This is a genomic window from Vibrio cincinnatiensis DSM 19608 (assembly GCF_900167345.1).
Classification (GTDB): domain Bacteria; phylum Pseudomonadota; class Gammaproteobacteria; order Enterobacterales; family Vibrionaceae; genus Vibrio; species Vibrio cincinnatiensis.
Map to the genome: position 1 here is coordinate 52,732 of NZ_FUXB01000017.1, position 20,213 is coordinate 72,944.

At 44.4% G+C, this 20,213-nt stretch carries 15 protein-coding genes; 8 read left to right on the forward strand and 7 right to left on the reverse strand.

Annotated elements, in window-relative coordinates:
• Positions 1–17: 17 nt before the first annotated feature.
• Complete coding sequence (locus tag B5D54_RS14600; RefSeq protein ID WP_078927301.1) at positions 18–1,385, forward strand: MipA/OmpV family protein; 1,368 nt, start codon at positions 18–20, stop codon at positions 1,383–1,385.
• 64 nt (positions 1,386–1,449) lie between these two features.
• Here the strand turns inward: B5D54_RS14600 and B5D54_RS14605 are convergent, their stop codons facing one another.
• Both B5D54_RS14605 and yccS read right to left on the reverse strand, forming a co-directional pair.
• Entirely contained in the window at positions 1,450–1,743 is a 294-nt protein-coding gene (locus B5D54_RS14605) for a hypothetical protein (protein ID WP_078927302.1), read from the reverse strand.
• A 157-nt stretch (positions 1,744–1,900) separates the two neighbouring features.
• Positions 1,901–4,054: a YccS family putative transporter gene (gene yccS, locus B5D54_RS14610; RefSeq protein ID WP_078927312.1), complete on the reverse strand. Its 2,154-nt coding sequence runs from the start codon at positions 4,052–4,054 to the stop codon at positions 1,901–1,903.
• A 171-nt stretch (positions 4,055–4,225) separates the two neighbouring features.
• Here yccS and helD point away from each other — a divergent pair, with 171 nt between their 5' ends.
• Positions 4,226–6,292 (forward strand): DNA helicase IV, encoded by a 2,067-nt coding sequence (helD, locus tag B5D54_RS14615; protein WP_078927313.1) that lies wholly within the window; start codon positions 4,226–4,228, stop codon positions 6,290–6,292.
• A gap of 27 nt (positions 6,293–6,319) precedes the next feature.
• Positions 6,320–6,946 (forward strand): bifunctional nicotinamidase/pyrazinamidase, encoded by a 627-nt coding sequence (gene pncA, locus B5D54_RS14620; RefSeq protein WP_078927303.1) that lies wholly within the window; start codon positions 6,320–6,322, stop codon positions 6,944–6,946.
• Between the two features lie 177 nt (positions 6,947–7,123).
• On the opposite strand, the gene B5D54_RS14625 is transcribed toward pncA, so the two are convergent.
• From B5D54_RS14625 to B5D54_RS14635, 3 genes are all read right to left on the reverse strand, one after another.
• Positions 7,124–8,068: an alpha/beta hydrolase gene (locus B5D54_RS14625; protein WP_078927304.1), complete on the reverse strand. Its 945-nt coding sequence runs from the start codon at positions 8,066–8,068 to the stop codon at positions 7,124–7,126.
• 268 nt (positions 8,069–8,336) lie between these two features.
• Entirely contained in the window at positions 8,337–8,792 is a 456-nt protein-coding gene (locus B5D54_RS14630) for a methylglyoxal synthase (RefSeq protein WP_078927305.1), read from the reverse strand.
• A gap of 178 nt (positions 8,793–8,970) precedes the next feature.
• Positions 8,971–10,119, reverse strand: coding sequence for an iron-containing alcohol dehydrogenase (locus B5D54_RS14635; protein ID WP_078927306.1), 1,149 nt, complete (start codon positions 10,117–10,119; stop codon positions 8,971–8,973).
• 678 nt (positions 10,120–10,797) lie between these two features.
• Here B5D54_RS14635 and B5D54_RS14640 point away from each other — a divergent pair.
• Positions 10,798–13,932 carry a chitinase C-terminal domain-containing protein gene (locus B5D54_RS14640; protein WP_078927307.1) on the forward strand — a complete coding sequence of 1,045 codons (3,135 nt, stop codon included), beginning with the start codon at positions 10,798–10,800 and terminating at the stop codon, positions 13,930–13,932.
• 50 nt (positions 13,933–13,982) lie between these two features.
• Here B5D54_RS14640 and glgC read toward each other — a convergent pair whose 3' ends face one another.
• The gene (glgC, locus tag B5D54_RS14645) at positions 13,983–15,206 is read right to left on the reverse strand and encodes a glucose-1-phosphate adenylyltransferase (protein ID WP_078927308.1); all 1,224 of its coding nucleotides are present in this window, start codon (positions 15,204–15,206) and stop codon (positions 13,983–13,985) included.
• Positions 15,207–15,676: 470 nt separating this feature from the next.
• On the opposite strand from glgC, the gene B5D54_RS14650 reads away from it, so the two are divergent.
• From B5D54_RS14650 to secF, 4 genes are all read left to right on the forward strand, one after another.
• Positions 15,677–16,360: a hypothetical protein gene (locus tag B5D54_RS14650; protein ID WP_078927309.1), complete on the forward strand. Its 684-nt coding sequence runs from the start codon at positions 15,677–15,679 to the stop codon at positions 16,358–16,360.
• An 82-nt stretch (positions 16,361–16,442) separates the two neighbouring features.
• The gene (locus B5D54_RS14655; protein ID WP_078927310.1) at positions 16,443–16,919 is read left to right on the forward strand and encodes a hypothetical protein; all 477 of its coding nucleotides are present in this window, start codon (positions 16,443–16,445) and stop codon (positions 16,917–16,919) included.
• 68 nt (positions 16,920–16,987) lie between these two features.
• On the forward strand, positions 16,988–18,814 hold the full coding sequence (secD, locus tag B5D54_RS14660; protein WP_078927311.1) for a protein translocase subunit SecD: 1,827 nt from the start codon (positions 16,988–16,990) through the stop codon (positions 18,812–18,814).
• A gap of 2 nt (positions 18,815–18,816) precedes the next feature.
• Positions 18,817–19,719, forward strand: coding sequence for a protein translocase subunit SecF (gene secF, locus B5D54_RS14665; protein WP_078927314.1), 903 nt, complete (start codon positions 18,817–18,819; stop codon positions 19,717–19,719).
• A gap of 57 nt (positions 19,720–19,776) precedes the next feature.
• Here the strand turns inward: secF and B5D54_RS14670 are convergent.
• A partial coding sequence (locus B5D54_RS14670; RefSeq protein ID WP_254847075.1) for a methyl-accepting chemotaxis protein occupies positions 19,777–20,213 on the reverse strand: 437 nt, incomplete at its 5' end.

Consider the following 20,213-nt stretch of genomic DNA (forward strand, 5'->3'; position numbering starts at 1 on the left):
TAAGAATTGTAATCCAGATGTCATTAAATAAAACAGCGGTTGATACCAGCAGTACAAAGCCGCATCCTTTTCGTCAATTTGTTATCAAGCCATGCTCTTTTATAGCGACTGGCTTTTTTTCTCTTGGAGCGGTTCAGGCTCAAACCCATGCAGAGCAAGAGTGGGGCATTGCGGCGATGTCTCGTATCGCATCTATCCCTTTTAATACGGCGGTGGGAGACTCCCACGTCGCCACCTTTGTTCCCATGATGTATTTTCAGAATGAAACCCTCTTTATTGATGGGTTAGAGGGTGGGGTATATCTTTACAATCCCACAGATTCAGCATTTAAAATCAGTGCTCTTACTCGTTTACGTTTTGTTGATATTCCTAAGTCGATACAAAATTCTATCGAAGGGGATTCTGCGGATTTTGGGGTTCAAGTCCGCTATCAGTATGATGATGTTTGGCATTTTGACGCTGAAATTATGAGTGACGATCAATTTCATTTTCATGGAAATATTCGTGCTACCGCCGAGTATGAGATCGGTGATTTAGCGTTATCGTCCAGTGTGAATATCAGATATAAAGAGGCGGATTTTAATAGTACTTATTATTCGTTTGAGCAGCTTGGTGGCGAGTCCATTGGGGCGGGTGTTGATCTGAAAGTGGGGATTGATGCTCGTTACCATGTTATCTCCAATTTCTATTTGTTGGGTTCGACAAGTATGACGCGTTTAGATAACAATGCTTATTACAGCTCGGCGGTGAATGATCGCTACCAAGGCGAAATCTCGGTTGGTTTTGGTTTTTTCAATGACAAAACGAAACCGTTGAAGCAAGCATTGACGAATAAACGTTACCTTCGTTTTGCTCATGGCTGGGCAACGCCAGCGAATATTGGTGAAATTATTAATTTTGAAGGAGAGAAAGACCCATATAATAATCAGCTCAGCTCAGTATTTTACGGCCACCCTTTAACGGATGAAGTGTTTGGTTTTCCTGTCGATCTTTATTTTACCTCAGGGATTGCTCACCATTGGTCATCCAGTGTTCAATCTGCCAGTACAGAATGGATTGCCGCGATTAAAGCTTATTATACCTTCAATTGGCCAACCACATGGCGTTTTGGTTTTGCTGAGGGGATGTCTTACGTTGATAATATTACTTATATTGAGCAGACTGAAATGGATGAGAAAGGTTATACGCCAAGCCATCTGCTTAACTATCTTGATTTCTCCGTCGATGTGAACGTTGGGGATTTGATGAACCGTCGAGACTTTAAACATGTTTGGGTCGGCTACTCTTTACATCATCGTTCGGCAATTTTTGAAAAATCTTCGCAGTACGGACGTATTAAAGGCGGAAGCAACTATAATACCGTCTATCTTCAGTTTGATTTTTAACTGCTTTATCATCAATGCAATGAAGCCTCCCTGGCGGCCGTTAGTATACGATGTTGGGGAGAACTTATACATGCATGTCGAGTAGGCTACCGAGCATGGCCTGCTCACGTTGAATGACAGTTGCTCCTACCTTATGGTATTGCTGGGCTTGGTTCAGTTTGAGTAAAGCGTGATGGGTGTTTGTTTTGGGGGATGATTTTTCTGAATCGGGTTTATTTTCAACCTGATTAAAGTCGAACGCACTGGATGGTTGATTCTTTTGAGGCGTTTTTTGTTGAAGATCAAGCGCAGCTTCTTCTGCCATCTTTGATGATTGCTGAAGAATGGGATAACCAGAAGAAACGGCTGAAATAGACATGACTTTCCCCCTTAATGCTTAAATAAGCTTATGCTTAGGTCGATGAAAGCGCAAGTGTTGAGGAAAATAGCAAGGCGCTCTTCCTTCCTTTCTTTCTTTCTTTCTTCCTCCTTGGTCAATAGCACTTATTCGCTTTTCTGAACGGTGAGCGGTTAATTTAGTTTACACGTACAGCAAATTTGCTGGCGAGAGAGTGTAATTCCGGTAGCATGCGAAAAATAAGGTGTAGCTGTTGCAGTACCATGCGTGCAGAACCGTCATCTTCTTCTCTCCATTCTGCTAATCGTTTTTCTAGCCCTGCATCATCAATGCTGCTGGTATCACATTCATCACAGTGGGTAAATAATTGCTGATAAAGTACCTCTAAATGCTGGTGAATCACTCGATGTGAATCAAGCACCAGTTGATGAACATGTTCATCATCAATTCTCGTCCGATGCGCACCTAATGCGGAAATATAGCTTAATAACGCATGGTTAAGCGTTAAAAACCGAAAGCTCTCATCGGTAGCTGTTCGGTATTTGCCGGGCTCCGCTAACATGTTACTTACGGCCGCGGAAAGGGCGGCATCTTGGTTATGGGCATCACGTCTTGCAATTCGGTAGCTTAGGTTGTCTTTTTTGCCGACTCGATATTGGCCAATGATTTGTGCTAAATAGTGCTTGTTGGCTTCAATGGCTTCGGCCATGACTTTATGGAGCCGTTTAGATTGCCAGTCAGGTAAAATCAAAATGACGGCAGCCACAGCTAAAATACAGCCAATTAAGGTATCGGCGAGGCGAGGTAATACCACGGCATAGCCTTCTCCCAATTGGTTAAAGCAGAAAAGAACCAATAAAGTGATAAAGCCCGTCGCATAGCTATAGTTGTTAAGACGAAAAGCAAAAAACATGACTCCAGAGATAACAATAAAGACCAGTTGGCTCTCTTGTGACGGAAATAAGGTTAATAAGGGAACGCCAATCAAGAGCCCGGCGAGAGTCCCGATAACTCGTGAGACAAGTTTTTGCCGCGTGGCTGCGTAGTTTGGCTGACAGACGAATAGGGTGGTCAGCAGTATCCAGTAACCTCGTTCTAACCCTAAACCTTGTAAAATGGCATATCCTGTTGTCAGCGCAATGGACATACGGACCGCATGACGAAAGAGCAATGAGTCTGGTGTGAGGTTCGCTTTTAATCGCTGCCACATGGATTTTAGTGAATGCGCTTCAGTGTCATGCAGAACATCATCTTCCGATTTATGAACATCAGGGTTACTTACGTTGTTTAACTGTTTTTCAACAGTAGCTAAATTATTGAATAAATACCCTAACTGAGCTAATAAACGTTTCCATTCTGGGCGTTGTTGTTCTTGTAAATAAGTTAATGATAGTAATAATTCATCTAACGCAAGAATAGAGTCACCGCGGTGCTGATAAGGAAGCCCCAAGCGAATGGATAGTGCAATATCACGACAAGCTTGAGCTTGAGCGTGCAGCAAGTGCTTAAATCGAAAGAGGACATCGGTGCGGCCAAAATGTTCAGCAAGTTCTTGATATCGATAGTGGCTTGAACTGGCGCGTTCATGAATGTCTTGAGCTAAGAAATATAAGCTTAAGAAACGGTCACTCGCGCTGTCAACATGCCCGCGCTTGGCCCGAGTCAGTAAGGTGGCTTTACATTGGTTTAGGGCATTGACAGTCGCTGCATTTAAATTAGCTTCAGCAATTCGATAGGGCTGAGGCACTAAATTTGAGACGGGATAAAAGAGTTGTGACTTAGCATCAAGATACTGGCCTAGTTGGAGAAATACGGTTGCTAAACTTTGTTGCACGGGTTGCATTGGCCAAAATGCGTACCACAGCATAGATAAGAAATAATACCAAGCACTGCCACTCAGCAGTAAAAGGGGTTGAAACCAGATATTGGTGCTTTGATGGGCTCCCAGCATGGTATAGATGGCAATGAGCAGAGATGCGAAGGCGATGCTGGCATAACGAGCTCCTATTGCACCCAACATAATAAAAATAAAGGTTGAACTAAATAGCCCAATGGCAAAGAGTAAGGGCATTTTGAAGAGGATTTCGATAGAAAAAGCAGCAATGGCAAAGCAAACAAGGGTGAGCATTATAGACTTTAGGCGCCCCGTGAAGCGGTCATCACGTTCAGCAAGCGCTGCGGCAATGACTCCTAAAATCAGCGGCGTGATCCACGTATTTAAGTTGTAGTGCCATGCGGGAATGACCACGCCTAATAAAGTGATCAGGATCAGCAGGCTATAATTGATGGTTTTATTCGCCCAATAGAGCCGGATTTGATTGAGTCTTTTCACGGTTGCCGTCAATGCCAGAAAGAAAACGCTGAGTGTAACAGATCTTTGATCTAAGAGCCTGATCGAAAATAAGAAAGTCATCAGTTACAGATGAAATATTGACATTAATTTTTCATTGCAATTGTGGTTTAGGTTATGATGCTCGACAGTGAAAACCATGGGGTCTCCAATATGCAGCTAAGTGCAAGCAAAACTGCACAATTTTTTATCGCTAATGAATACCATCACGTTGGTTTAGAAGACGAACGTCTGGTGTTGACCTCATTGCATAGTGAAGAGCGTATTCCTTTTACGGTGTGGAATGGACAGGTGAAAGTTCACCGAGGGTTGTTATGGGCAGAACTGCAATTTTTTGCTCATCCAGAACAGATGACCCAACGCTCATGGTTGGTGCAAGGGCTACCTTGGCCTCAAGCTCGCCAATTTGCGCATAAACTCGTGTCTGCATATCAGACATGGTTCAATCGCCAATGTGTTGAGTTATCGACACATCTGCCAGCTTGGCAACAGGCATTACATGAACTCGTCCATTTGCCGGCCTTTTTACCGCATTCTCGCGTTGAACAGTGGGTTAGCCAAGTGTTTAGTGACCTTACTAAAATGGGAATGAGTTTAGAAGAGGCCATTAACCATTTACCCCAAGCCATGGGCTCACTCACACCTTGGCTATTAGAGACCAATCAAACTTTATTGACTCGTAATCAGCATTGGTTAGAGGTTGAACGAAACAACTGGACGGTGCTTTTTTCTCAGTTGGAGTCTTCGCCGTTGAACTTATCTCAACAGCAAGCCGTATTGCTTAACGATGATCATAATTTAGTCTTGGCTGGCGCAGGTTCAGGTAAAACCAGTGTACTGACTGCTCGAGTGGCTTATTTATTACAGAGCCACCTTGCTCAAGCAGAAGAGATGTTACTGATTGCTTTTGGTAAAGAAGCCGCGAATGAGATGGCGCAACGCTTAAAAAATACCATTGGTTTAGCCGCAGACCATGTACGAGTTAATACGTTCCATCAACTGGGTTTGTACATTATTCACCAAGTGGAAGGGCAGGACGTCGCTCTCTCTCCGCTGGCTCTAGATGAGAAACAGAAGAAAGCTTGGTGTATGGATTGGCTTAAACGTCACTGGATGACACCCACGAATTTTAAACGATGGCAAAAGCACTTAATCCAATGGCCCATTGCTTACCTTGCAGGAGATGATGAACTAGGAAGCCACGTTGAAGACCCTAAGCTGATTGCGTGGTTGGAAAGGCAACTTGATCAACTCGCACAATTGGCGCTTGGTAAGAAAGCGATTCAACAGCAGCTCATCGATCATCCCGACTATCCTCGGCTAAACAGTGAGCTTGCATTATGTTGGCCATGTTTTCAAGCTTGGCAACAGATGCTAAAAGAAAGCCATCATATCGATTTTAATATGATGATTAGCCGAGCCGCTGAGTATGTACGTAAAGGTAAATTTACTGCGCCGTGGAAATATATCATGGTCGATGAGTATCAAGATATTTCGCCACAACGGTTAGAGTTAATACAAGCTTTGTGTGAGCAAAGGCCGGCCAGTCCGAATTTATTTGCGGTGGGAGATGATTGGCAATCTATTTATCAATTTGCTGGATCTGATGTGAATCTAACCACGGAGTTTTCGACTCGATTCCCTCATTCAACTCTTCATCACTTAGATATCACCTATCGGTTTAATGATCAGATAGGAGCTGTAGCGAATACCTTTGTGCAAAAAAATCCCCAGCAGCTACCGAAAACGCTCAACAGTTTTAAAACTCAAAAACAGCGAGCGGTGCACCTTTGTGCCAGTAATCAGGTTGAAAAAGTGTTGGATCAATTAAATCGTAAGGCCAATACGACGAAACGTGTTTTATTACTGGGACGTAATCATTATCATCGACCTGAGCACTTGTCCGATTGGCAACAGCGCTATTTATCTCTTAAGCTGGAATTTATGACTTGCCATGCCAGTAAAGGAAAAGAAGCGGATTACGTCATTATTCTGGCAGTAAATGAAGGGCAGTTCCCAGCGCGAGTGAAAAGCCTTCACCTGGATAGTGCGCTCAGCCAGCCAGAAAAAGCGTTTCCTTATGCAGAAGAACGTCGTTTATTCTATGTGGCAATGACCAGAGCAAAAGAAAAAGTCTGGGTAACTTACAGCGGCAATGGTTCTTGTTTTGTACAAGAGTTATTGGCCGATAATGACTATCCGGTTATCAAACAAAAGTAACCTTATGATGTATAAAGGAAGGAACCGATGAGTAAGGCCTTGATTTTAGTTGATGTACAAAATGATTTTTCGCCAGATGGAGCATTACCTGTTCCCGATGGTGACGCGATTGTTCCTGTTATTAATCTTTTGATGCCCCATTTTGACCATGTGATTGCGACTAAAGACTGGCACCCTGAAGGCCACGCTAGCTTTGCTTCTACACAAGGAAAACAGCCGGGAGAGAAGATACAGTTGTCTGATATTGAGCAGATACTTTGGCCTGATCACTGCGTACAAGAAACCTACGGAGCTGAGTTTATTACTGGGCTCAATCTCGATGCCATTGAACGTGTGATATATAAAGGAACTCACCCTGATATCGATAGCTATAGCGGCTTTTTTGATAATCAGCACGACCAATCCACAGGATTAGCGGACTATCTGCAAAAAATCGGGGTGACTGAACTGTATATCACGGGGTTAGCCACCGATTATTGCGTTAAATTCACCGCGTTAGATGCGCTTTCATTAGGCTTTAAAACATGGGTGATTCAAGATGCCTGCCGTGGCGTTAACCTTATTGATGGTGATGTTGAAGCGGCTTGGAGTGCGATGCAAGAAGCGGGTTGTCAGTTGACGGTATCATCATCCTTTTTACAAAAAGGGTATTAGTCAGTCACTAAAAAGCAGTGCTTTTTGAAAAAGGAAGCACTGCTTTTTTCCTACTTAAATTGGTAGGAGGATAAAGCTTCACTCTCTGCGTCGGACTTCGATCGGTAACCGATTTGAGGGCAAAAGTGTTTCAGCCAAGATTGGTTGAAAGCATGTTCATTAAGCGGTCTTTCGTCATTAACGGCTAACCGATTTTGTTGTTTGCTTAATCTCTTCGGAAATATGACGCAGACAGCGCCGAGCACTTGCACTGACTCCCGATAACTGATGGAATCCGTGGATAACACCTAAGTAACGTTCACAATACGCTTCAACGCCAGCATTGAGTAATTGTTTATAGCATTGCTCACCTTCATCTCTTAAAGGATCAAATTCAGCGGTAATAATGTAAGTTGCTGGCAGTCCTTCAAAATCTGCACACTCGAGTGGGTTTAGCTCTGGGTTTTGAGTAATCAATTCTTTTCCCATACCCGTCGTGTACATGGAAAATCCTGAAAGCAGCATATTCGCGGTAATCATGTAATCTGTACCGTTTTCGACGTAACTTTTAGATTTTCCGAAGGGATCCAGCATTGGGTAAATCAAAATTTGTTTTTGAGGAAGCCAGTTTTGGTTTTGTTTTAAACGCAAAGATGTCGTTAAGGCTAACTGACCACCAGCGCTATCCCCAACGAAATAAATCATGTTCGTATCGCCACCGTAAGTGCTACCTAGCTCCTTTATTGCAAGCACGGCATTGTACACATCGTCATGTGCTGCTGGATAACCATTTTCAGGCGCTAAACGATATTGAATACAAATAACGATACTGTTCGATAAACTGGCTATCTGTCTCAATTGCTGTTCGTGAGTTTTAAATCCTCCGCTAATGAAACAGCCACCATGGAAGTAGATGGTAATGGGTAAACCGGTTGTGTTACTTGGTTTGTAGACTTTTAGTGTCGCCCCGTTAAGATCATCAATGAATTCTTCAAACATCTCAGGGCTACTGCCAGATAAATCAGTACTAGATAGGTAACCCGCCCTTCTACTATCAATATCAAAAGTCGAAGGACATTGTTTTCCTTCTGCTATGAAGTTCTCGACTAACTCTTTGATTCCACGTTCTAATTGATTCAGCATGTACATCACCTATGAATACCAATTCTTTTTAAGAATTGTGCGATAAAGGTGTATATATGTACAGTTAAATCAGTATGGAATTGATAATAAGCCTTAGTCGTTCCATTCGTTTAATTAGGATAACTAACGTTCTAGGTGAGTCATCGGGTAAATTTGAATGGGGCATTTCAATTTAGCAATGGCAGCATGCCGGTTAGGCTGCTGCCATTTTAGTATGAGAGTTTAATACTTCTCATATGCACGTCACTCAAACACCTTTAGATAGGAATTAAGTGCGATCGGCAAGGTAAGCATGATAATCCGGGATTTCAATATCAACTTCTTGTCCCATCAAGATGGAATTAAATAAAAACTTTGCGGTTGCACGGTTAGTCGCTACAGGAATATTCCATACGCTGGCAATACGCAGTAGTGCTTTTACATCTGGATCATGGGGAACGGAGTTCAAGGGATCCCAGAAGAAGATCAATACATCAATCAGCCCTTCGGCAATTTTTGCACCAAGCTGCTGATCTCCTCCCATTGGGCCACTGATCATACTGGTGATTGGAAGCCCCGTTTCTTTCGTCAGCATGTGGCCTGTCGTGCCTGTCGCATACAATTCATGGTGTTGTAGTTTTTCTTTATTCTCTACCACCCAACGTAGCAGCTCACCTTTATAGTTATCGTGAGCGACTAGAGCAACATGCTTCTTTGCCGCCATGGTGCGTGTGGTCTTTTTCATAACAATCGTTCCTAATGTGTATTTGTTCTGCCTTTCATAACCAAAAGTATACGCTTATTCAATGACTTTGGGTGGAAACTCTAACTGAGATCTAAAACGAATAAATAAAATGATATTGAGGGAAGGACAGTTTAGGTTGGTATATAGAGCAGCGCTTTCGCGCCGCTCGGAAGAAAATTTAGACCAATGCTTGAGAAAGAATTTCTCGTGATTGCTGTAACGTAATAGCTTGATGCTCGCCAAGGGCAACCATGCCGTGTGCTTGCAGCTGATTAACAACCTTTTCCACCGCTTGTTCTGGTGTAACATTAGGGGCTGAGAAGTGTGTTTCAACGCCTAATTGATGGTAAAATGCTTCGATAGCATCAATCGTGCGAAGGGCGAGATCTTCTCCAGAGGGAAGGCCAAAAACATGTTGTCCCATTTGTTCCAATTTGGCTTTTTTCACCGCCAATTGGTTACGCAATAGAGAAGGCTGAACAATCGCAAGAGAACGTGCATGGTCAACATGCCATAATGCAGTCAATTCATGACCAATCATATGTGTCGCCCAGTCTTGTGGAACACCACTACCAATTAAACCATTCAGTGCTTGGTTTGCTGTCCACATTAAATTGGCGCGCCAAGCATCATTGTCTCGCTGCTCAAAATCACGACCAAGGACTAATAGGTTTTTCAATAATGCTTCAGCATATCCATCTTGAACCATGGCTTGAGTTGGCATCGTCAGATATTGTTCACAGGTATGAACCCACGCATCAACTAAGCCATTAATCAGTTGGCGCTCTGGGAGCGTTTTCATGACATCCGGGTCCATAACGGCAAATTGAGGTTGCACATGTGGTGATAAAAATGCCAGCTTGTCAGCGGTTTCTGCCTTGGTAATGACCGCCCCTGAGTTTGATTCAGAGCCTGTTGCTGGCAGCGTTAAAATCGCACCGATAGGTGTGGCATCCGTGACCGCATGTTTACCGAGCATAATATCCCAGCCATCACCGTCGTATTTAGCCGCTGCAGCAACATATTTTGAACCATCAATGACTGAACCACCGCCAACCGCAAGGATGAAGTCGATATTTTGTTCTTTAACAATAGCGACGGCTTTATCTAAGGTTTCTTTCGTTGGGTTCGCTTCTACGCCAGAAAATTCTAACCAAGTATGATTTTTTAATGCGTCAGCGACTTGATCATACACACCGTTGCGTTTAATTGAGCCGCCACCATAAATCACCAGCACTTTTTTATCTTGTGAAATGGCTTTTGTTATTGCCGAGATTTGTTGTTGACCAAAATAAATTCGAGTCGGATTAACATAAGTAAATTGCATTACTTTCACCTCTGATTGTAAGGATAACCACCAAAGAAGAGGCCTTAATTTTGGCTTACGATGGTGGGGTTACTGCGCTGATGAATGCATAATAATAGACTAATAGTCGTACTTATAGAGCAATTTCTGTAAATTTATTGCCTATTTCTACAATAGGTTAAGGGTAAGAATCATGATAACTCAAGAGGGGGCTATCGCCGCCATCACCGTTTAGCTGGGAGTATAAACGTCATTTTAACCAAACGCCCTGAGGGTGGTTACTTCGGGTGTGATCCTCATCGTTAGTGGCGTGGAATGGCCGACTGAATGGTGACCTTTGGTAGGGATGGTTAAAGAGGAAAGAGAAACTAAAAAGTTTACTCTTTTCGTCACCTTCTCCTTATCTGATAATCGTTCTCCCCTTATAGGCATTTTTTATATGCTTATATTTATTGCCCGTTTTGATTACGGGCAATTTTTTTGCTGATTTTATCATCAATAAGTTAGTGCTTGCTGCAAAATAACCCTGTGATCCTTGTTAGGTGGCAGGGGTAGTTTGCGAGTGATTCTTAAGTTTTACACTTTACTGAGTGCCAAATTACTGGGCTGTTCTACAGTAGTTTTACACAATTTTTAAGGCTGTCAGAGTAAGGACTGATGGCTTTAATAACGTGGAAACAACAACTTAAGGAAAATATCATGCGCTTAAAGCAAGTAACCGTACCTAAGAGTTTATTTACTCTTAGTACGCTCACCGCATCGTGTTTAATGGCGTTTAACAGCTATGCCGCCATGGATTGCGATGCACTAAACCCTTGGCAATCAGGGGCGGTGTATCACGGTGGTGATCAGGTTCAATATCAAGGTATCGCCTATCAAGCCAATTATTGGACACAAAATAATAACCCAGACCAATTTTCTGGCGATTATGCCCAGTGGCGGGTTCTTGATACTTGTGCAACAGGAGAAGTGAGCAATCTTGCTCCCACCATTTCGTTGACTTCGCCTTCCTCTACGATGTCCATTGTGGCTGACCAAGAAGTCACTCTGGCGGCGGAGGCTAGCGACAGTGACGGCGAGATTTCACGGGTTGATTTTCTAATCGATGGCATCGTTATGGCGCAGGTGACCCAAGTGCCTTATCATGCCACATGGCTGGCTGTTGCTGGTTCACATACGATCAGCGCCATCGCTTATGATGATAAAGATCTCGCCAGTGAAATCAGCAGTGTGACAATTAATGTAGAAGAGTCATCACTACCGGGAAATCAAGCGCCAACGGTTGACGTTGCTTTGTCTACCAGTACGGTTGAACAGGGTGAAAGGGTCACACTTTCGGCCACTGCTGATGATGCGGATGGACAAGTTGAAAAAGTGGAATTTTTTGTCGGAGGAAGTCTTGTTGCAAGCTTAACGGAAGCGCCTTATACGTATGATTATACCACCGAGCGTGCAGGGGCTTTGGCGGTATTTGCGAAAGCGACGGATGATAAAGGGGCAGTTTCTACTTCAGCCACGGTAACGTTGACGGTTAACCGTGCCCCTATCGCCAGTACCTGTCGGCCGGATGGACTATATCAAACCGAAGGCGTCAACGTTCCTTATTGTACGATTTACGATGATGATGGACGAGAAATGATGGCGGGTGGTCAACCCAGACGTGTGATTGGTTATTTCACCAGTTGGCGATCGAGTGATGATCCCCAAACCTCGTATTTAGTCAAAGACATCCCTTGGCAGCATCTCACCCACATTAACTACGCTTTTGTGAGTATTGGTTCTGATGGCAAAGTCAACATTGGTAATGTGACTGACCCAGAAAACCCAGCGGTAGGTAAAGAATGGGATGGGGTAGAGGTTGATCCTTCATTAGGGTTTAAAGGGCATTTTGGCGCATTGGCGACTTATAAGGAGCGTTATGGCGTTAAGACGCTGATCTCTATTGGTGGTTGGGCTGAAACGGGCGGCCATTTTGACGAACATGGAGAACGTGTGGCGGATGGTGGTTTCTATACCATGACAACCAATGCCGATGGCTCGATTAACCATCAAGCCATTTCCACTTTCGTTGATTCTGCCATTGAAATGATGCGTCAGTATCGCTTTGATGGACTCGACATTGACTATGAATATCCCACATCCATGTCCGGAGCGGGTAACCCAGACGATAAAGCCTTCGCTGAGTCTCGTCGTCCTTATTTGATGCGTTCTTACCATGAACTTATGCGAGTATTACGTGAACGGTTAGATGTTGCGAGTGAACAAGATGGGGTTCACTATATGCTCACCATTGCTGCGCCTTCCTCTGCCTATCTATTGCGTGGTATGGAAACGATGGAAGTCACTAAATATCTCGATTATGTCAATATCATGAGCTATGACTTGCATGGCGCTTGGAATGATCATGTTGGCCATAACGCCGCACTTTATGATACAGGCAAAGATTCAGAACTAGCACAATGGGGGGTTTATACGACCTCTCAATATGGCGGAATGGGTTACCTCAATACTGATTGGGCTTTCCACTACTTCCGTGGCTCAATGCCTGCGGGGCGTATTAATATTGGTGTGCCTTATTATACTCGAGGCTGGCAAGGAGTGACAGGCGGTGAAAATGGGCTTTGGGGACGGGCGGCATTGCCAAATCAAAGCGAATGCCCAGCTGGAACCGGGGAAGGTGAGAAAAATAATTGCGGATATGGTGCTACTGGCTTAGATAACATGTGGCATGACTTAGACGCGAATGGCAATGAAATGGGGGCCGGTTCTAACCCCATGTGGCATGCGAAAAACCTTGAAAAAGGCATTTGGGGATCCTACCTTGCCGCTTATGGGCTTAATCCTGACAATGCACCATGGGTTGGTCAATATCAGCGTCATTTTGATAGCGTAGCTATTGCGCCTTGGCTATGGAATGCAGATAAACGAGTATTCCTCTCTACAGAAGATAAACAGTCAATTGATATTAAAGCCGATTATGTAATCGACAAAGAGATTGGCGGTATTATGTTCTGGGAGCTAGCGGGTGACTACAACTGCTACATTCTTGATGAGCATGGTCAACGGGCCCAAGTCGATCTGTCAGAGCAAGCGTGTGCCAGCGGTAATGGTGAATATCATATGGGGAATACCATGACCAAAGCCATGTTCGATAAATTTAAGACGGCTACCCCTTACGGTAATCGGTTAGCGACTAAAGCCATACCGTTAGAAACGGTTGACATTCGTGTAGCGATTGATGGCTTTAAAGTGGGGGATCAGAACTACCCCATTAATCCGACATTAACCTTTACTAACCAGACAGGAGTTGATCTGCCGGGAGGTACTGAGTTCCAGTTCGATATTCCTGTTTCAGCGCCTGACAATGCGAAAGACCAATCAGGCGGCGGACTATCAGTGATCGCATCTGGCCATACTCGTGCTGATAATATTGGTGGGCTTGATGGCACCATGCATCGCGTTGCTTTCTCATTACCTGCATGGAAAGCCTTACCTGCGGGAGAGAGTTATGAGCTGGATATGGTTTATTATTTACCGATTTCCGGACCAGCAAACTATACCGTGCGTATTAATGGAGTGGAGTATGCCTTTAAATCAGAGCAGCCGGATCTGCCTCTTGCCGATCTTTCATCCGGAACCGGGGGAGGTAACCCAGGTGATGGTGGCGAAACTCAGCCAGGCACGGTCGTTCAATGGCAGCCGGGAGTGAGTCAAGTCGCTAATGGCACGACGGTGATCTATAACAATCAATGTTTCATTGCTCAAAATAGCCCTGGAGTGTGGGAGTCCCCAACCCAGAGCAATTGGTTCTGGAAGGAAGTGACTTGCCCATAAATGGGTAATGAGTCAAAGGCCGCGCTTAAGCACGGCCTTTTTTTGTAATATTACCGGCGTTGAAACTGATAATTTTCAGGTACGACCACAATTCCTTTCTCTGATACGGTAAAGCGCTGTTTATCTTCATTATGGTGTATACCGATATGAGTATTTGGCGGAATTTTTACATGTTTATCAACAATGCAGCGTGCTAACTGGCACCCAGAACCTACTTCAACACCGTCAAGCAAAATACTATCCATTACTGTCGCACCATCATCAATGTGCACACCAGAGGAAATGATGGAACGCTGCACGGAACCACCAGAATTAATCACGCCATTAGCGATGATGGAGTTAATAAAAATCCCTTCATTGCCTGTCGCAGAAGACACCGTTCTGGCTGGAGGCAATTGCGGTTCATAAGTACGAATTGCCCAATCTTGTTGATAAAGGTTCATCGGTGGTATGGGGTCGAGCAAATCCATATTGGCTTCATAAAAGGAATCTAAGGTGCCAACGTCGCGCCAGTAGCAGTCTTTGGCAACGCGGCCTTTTTCGCTACCAAAGGGATAGGCAAAAACCTGACCCGTTGGAATGAGTTTTGGAATAATATCCTTGCCAAAGTCATGACTAGAAGAATCTAAATCGGCGTCCTCAATCAGAGCTTGCTGCAGGGTTTCCATATTAAAAATATAGACACCCATAGAAGCTAAACTGCGATTGGGGGAGTGAGGAAGTGTCGCGGGTTCTTCCGGTTTTTCTACAAAATGGTGGATACAGTGGTGAGCGTCAGTCGAAAGGACACCAAAAGCTTGTGCCTCTTGTTGGCTTACTTCCATGCAAGCGATTGTGAGAATTGCGTTATTCTCAATATGCTCTTCAAGCATTGCCGCATAATCCATTCGGTAGATGTGGTCACCAGAGAGAACCACAACGTATTTCGCATCACTACGAGAAAGTAACCACATGTTGTGATAAAGCGCATCGGCGGTGCCTTCATACCATTTTCCACCTTTGCGCATTTGTGGTGGAATAGCGGTAATGTATTCGCCCAGTTCTGGATTGAAGATAGACCAGCCATCCCGAAGGTGTTTGTGAAGTGAATGAGATTTGTATTGGGTTAGCACTAAAATTCGACGTAATCCAGAATGCAGACAATTGGTCAGAGTAAAATCAATGATGCGATATTTACCACCAAAAGGAACGGCGGGTTTTGCTCGACCATCAGTGAGTGGCGATAATCGTGAGCCGATTCCTCCGGCTAGTACGATGGCTAGTGTCTCTTGCATCTGGCTTCTCCCTCTTTTTGTGCAATGTCGTGGTTACTCATCATGAAGTACAAGTTTCACGCCAAGTTGTCAGAATCTAAGTACAGTTTGTTTTATCCTGTTTGATATTAACTGGTTACAAGAAAAGCCAATTTGAACATATCGTCATGAAGGAGGTGAAGATGACGATTTGCACCAAATTGAAGCAAAATGACAGAAAGAATTGCACGCTATATAAGCAGTGTCGAGGAGAGAAAAATTAGCTGAGGAGTGAATGGGAATTTACAATGTAAATGCAAGGGCTGACTAGGTGTTAGTGGATAAATCAATAAGAGCCATCCTCACCGGTTTCTGATATCGGGTGATCCGTCATTCATGGTAAATAAAATTTAAAGTTCACTGTTTTCAAGCCGCTACAAAGGTAATCTTATGTCGTTGATAGAATATCATCATTGTAAGTTCTCTTTTATTTAGATATGGATAGCACCGTAATGAAAAAACTACTGATGATCTTTATTCTGTTGTTGGGTCTGGCGGGGGCTGGTGCGGGTTACTATCTGTTCTATTACAAACCCCATCAAGAACAAGCGCAGAAAGATAAAGATGCGTTGCAGAAGAAATCAGCTAGCGCCATTGAAGAGGGGGCGATCCCTCAGGCTGAAGAAACGAGTAGAGTCACCAAGCCTGAAGTGATGAATTATTATGTTGAGGCGGCAACCGTTGGTGTGCGTGAGCGGCCTGAAATGGATGCTTTTGTTCACCGTTTATTGTACCGAGGTGAGAAAGTTTATCTCTATGAAAAGACGCCAGAGTGGGGGCGTCTTTCGCCTTACTTTGTTTATCAAGAAGGGGGCCCTGAAGTCGCGGAATGGATCCCATTACAAGGCCTTGCAGAACAAGCGCCTATCATTACTCCTGAAGAACGATATAAAACGGTATTAAGCTATATCTCGGATTCCGATGATTTACCGTTATTCGAGGAGATTTTTATTGAAAAGACAGATCAATTACTGACCGATGGCACTTGTGCTCCGCGCGATTTTAAAGAATTGGGGGGGTGGATGCGATCCGTCCGATATCAAGATAGTGACGTCTATTTTATTTACTGCGGAGGGTATAACCAGACCAATAAAATTTATTTGAATGTACAAAATGGGCATGTGTTCTATCAGTAGGCCCACCGTTCTCACGAAATTTTACTTGAGTACTTTTCTGCTCAGACCTACACTGGGCCATCCTATTTCTTATGGTTGTCTTATGTTGAGTCGTTGGGCGCGTTTATTTTGGTTCATGTTGTTTGCTGCTCTGCTACCTATGCAGGGTCAAACGGCTGCCTCTTATTCAGAGACTAACCAACAAATACTCAGCCAAGAGTGGCAACAAGCGGTTGTTTTCTCTCAGCGGTTACCTCTTGATTCTGAAATAGGAAACACCTCACTAGAGGTGGACTCATCCCCAACCACCGAAGCTCCTCGAATCGGGCAGCAGCAGGGTATTCTGTATTCTCCACGCTGGCTTATGAGTGAAATGCATTGGCAAGATGAGGATGATGCCGATGCTTACCGCTCTGGGCTAGCTATCATACCTTGTCTCAACGCATCATCATTAATGATGACGGTGGCATTATGGGCAGAGCTACCGTATCTACATTTCCACTCCGCTCATCGTCTTTCTGGTTGGAAAGAGACGAATGCCATGTATGTGGCGCTTAATAGTCAATTTTTTACGGCTTAATTTTCTCTATCAGTGACATTGTCACTCCTTAAGTGTTTTAACTCGGCGATAAGCCCGAGGAGAGAGTTATGCAGAAAAAAAGTAGTAAAGCATCCGCTCGTTTAATGAATCATTATCCGATGTGGAAGTACCTCATTCTTGTGATTTCGGTTGGTATTTTACTGTTAAGTGCAATCCCAACCTGGTATGGCGAACAGCCATCGATTCAAATTCAATATTCTCCGGCGAACCAACAACTGAATAATATTGTCAGCATTAACCATTTGCTCCAAGAGCAAGCCATTGAGGCGCAGGAGATCCGCCAAAAAGATAATACGCTAACGTTTGTTTTCAGGAATGAAACGGAGCAAGCTCAAGCGCGTCAAGTGTTGGACCCTATGGTAACCGAGGGCGAAAACATTACTTTTTCATACGTTTCTGTGGCACCAGACTGGTTGACTCGGTTAGGGCTTAATCCGATCAAATTGGGGTTAGACCTTCGTGGTGGGGTGCAGTTTCTCCTGAATGTTGATGTCGATAAGGCTTTCCAGGAGCAGCGTGATGCGCTGACGGATGAACTGCGCGATATGCTTCGTAGTGAATCGATTCGAGGAGCCAGTATTCAGCATCTCGGTAATGATGGGTTTACCGTATTGGTTAATTCGAGCGCTTCGCTTCGTCAGATCCACCAATATATAAAAGAAAATTATGCAGGTTGGGATGTTAAGCAAAGCTCAGATCAAATCGCGGTTCAACCGAGTAAACAAAATAAGCTTGAGTTTCAATCTGCCACTTTGCAGCAAAACTTAAAAATCATGCGGGATCGGATTGAAGAACTCGGGATCACCGAAGCTTTGGTTCAGCGCCAAGGAGAACACAGTATCCGTATCGAACTGCCCGGTGTACAAGATCCTTCTCAAGCTAAAAACGTAATTGGCGCCACAGCGAGCCTCGCTTTCTATGAAGTGAAAAGTAATGCCACCCGAGACGATGTGATCTTAAAGGATAATTCGGGCCGGGCTGTTATTTTAAATAAACGTCCCGTATTAACCGGTGACCATATTATTAATGCTCGGGCAGGCATGGACAAGATGGGCTTTTCAGAAGTCAATATTTCATTGGATCACGCGGGTGGAAAAGTGATGAGTGACTTTTCTGCAAAACACATCGGCAAACCGATGGCAACCGTGTATCGAGAATATAAGACGAACGCCCACGGAGAAACGGAACGCAGTGAGCGAGTGATCAGCGTAGCGACGATTCAATCTCAGTTAGGGAGTCAGTTTCGCATCACTGGGGCGGGTTCTAATCAAGAAGCTCAGCAACTTGCTCTGCTATTGAGGGCGGGATCATTGACGGCTCCGGTTACGATTGTTGAAGAAAGAACCATTGGTGCCTCATTAGGGGCAGAAAACATTGAAAATGGGTTTGCTGCACTAGCTTTAGGTATGGCCATGACATTGACCTTTATGGCGTTATGGTATCGTCGCCTTGGTTGGGTTGCTAACGTGGCTTTGGTCACCAACATGGTGTGCTTGCTGGGGCTGATCGCTCTGTTACCGGGAGCGGTATTAACCTTACCCGGCATTGCAGGGTTAGTGCTTACTGTGGGGATGGCCGTTGATACTAACGTACTGATTTTTGAACGGATCCGAGACAAATTGGCTGAGGGACGAAATTTTGCCCAAGCGATAGACAGTGGTTTTAGTAGTGCATTTAGCACCATTTTGGATGCCAATATTACGACGATGATTACTGCAGTTGTTCTGTATTCGATTGGCAATGGGCCGATTCAAGGGTTTGCATTGACACTGGGTTTAGGATTGTTGACCAGTATGTTTACTGGGGTTTTTGCATCACGGGCATTAATTAATTTGGTTTGGGGACGAGATCGTCGCCGAGATGTGAGGGTGTAATGATGGTGAACTATTTAAAAACACACATTCGTCGGATTCGATATATCACCAGTTTTGTTTCTATTGCACTGACAGTGCTGGCATTGGGCGCTTTTCTTGTCAAAGGCTTGAATCTTGGCCTCGATTTTACAGGGGGGATGGTTACCGAAGTCAGCGTAGAGAAATCATTGACTCACGATCAACTGCTCGCGGTGATTAAACCGGTTTTGGGCGAATCCACCATGCTCACCCAATCGGGAGAAGAAGGTCGCTGGGTGATTCGTTATCCACTGGTTGAGGAGTCACAGACCGCTCCTGACGTACAAGCCTTATTAAAGACGGTTTCCTCTTCAGTACAAGTGATCAGCAACAGTATGGTGGGCTCACAAGTCGGGGATGATTTAGTCGATCAAGGTGGTTTGGCACTACTGATTTGTTGTCTATCGATTTTGGGTTATCTTTCATTTCGTTTTGAATGGCGGTTAGCCAGCGGAGCACTGGTCGCATTGGTGCATGATGTTGTGTTAGTGCTTGGTTTTTTTGCGATCACACAAATGGAATTTAACCTAACGGTGTTTGCAGCAATATTGGCGATATTAGGGTATTCACTCAATGATTCCATTATTATTGCAGACCGCATTCGTGAGCTCTTGGTGGCTAAACAGAAAACCCCAACGGCAATGATTACTGACCAAGCGGTGATTGCGACCTTTTCTCGTACTCTTGTTACGTCGGGAACAACACTGATTACGGTAGCGGCACTATGGCTTATGGGGGGGGCGCCATTACAAGGGTTTGCGACAGCGATGTTTCTCGGCATTATTTCAGGGACATGGTCTTCAATTTCGATTGGGACGGTTTTGCCTGAATGGTTACACTTAGAACCTAAGCATTACTTACCGGTTGAAGTCGATCTCGCCCCTTAGTCACAAATAAAAAATGGCGGGATCATCCCGCCATTTTTGTTCCAAAACTCCCCGTATTTACACTTGGAAGCGATTTACCGTATTTTGCAACTGAGCCGCTAGTTGACTGAGTTCAACACAGGCTTGTGCTGCACTACCAGAGCCTTCTGCGACTTGTTTCGCCGATTCATTAATACGTTCAATGTTACGGCTTAACTCCTCACTGACCGAATCTTGTTCACCACAGGCACTGGCAATCTGAATGGTCATATCGGCAATTTGTGCACTTTGAGTACTGATTTTCTCAATGGCTTGCTGAGTCTGATTACTTTGTTCAACACATTGGCCCATCAATTCACTGCTTTGTGCGGTGGCTTCACGAGCTTTAACCGCACAGGTTTGGAGATTTTGAATAATAGTGACAATGTCTCCGGTAGATTGCTGAGTTTTTCCGGCTAAAGCACGGACTTCATCCGCGACGACGGCAAAGCCGCGCCCTTGTTCACCCGCACGGG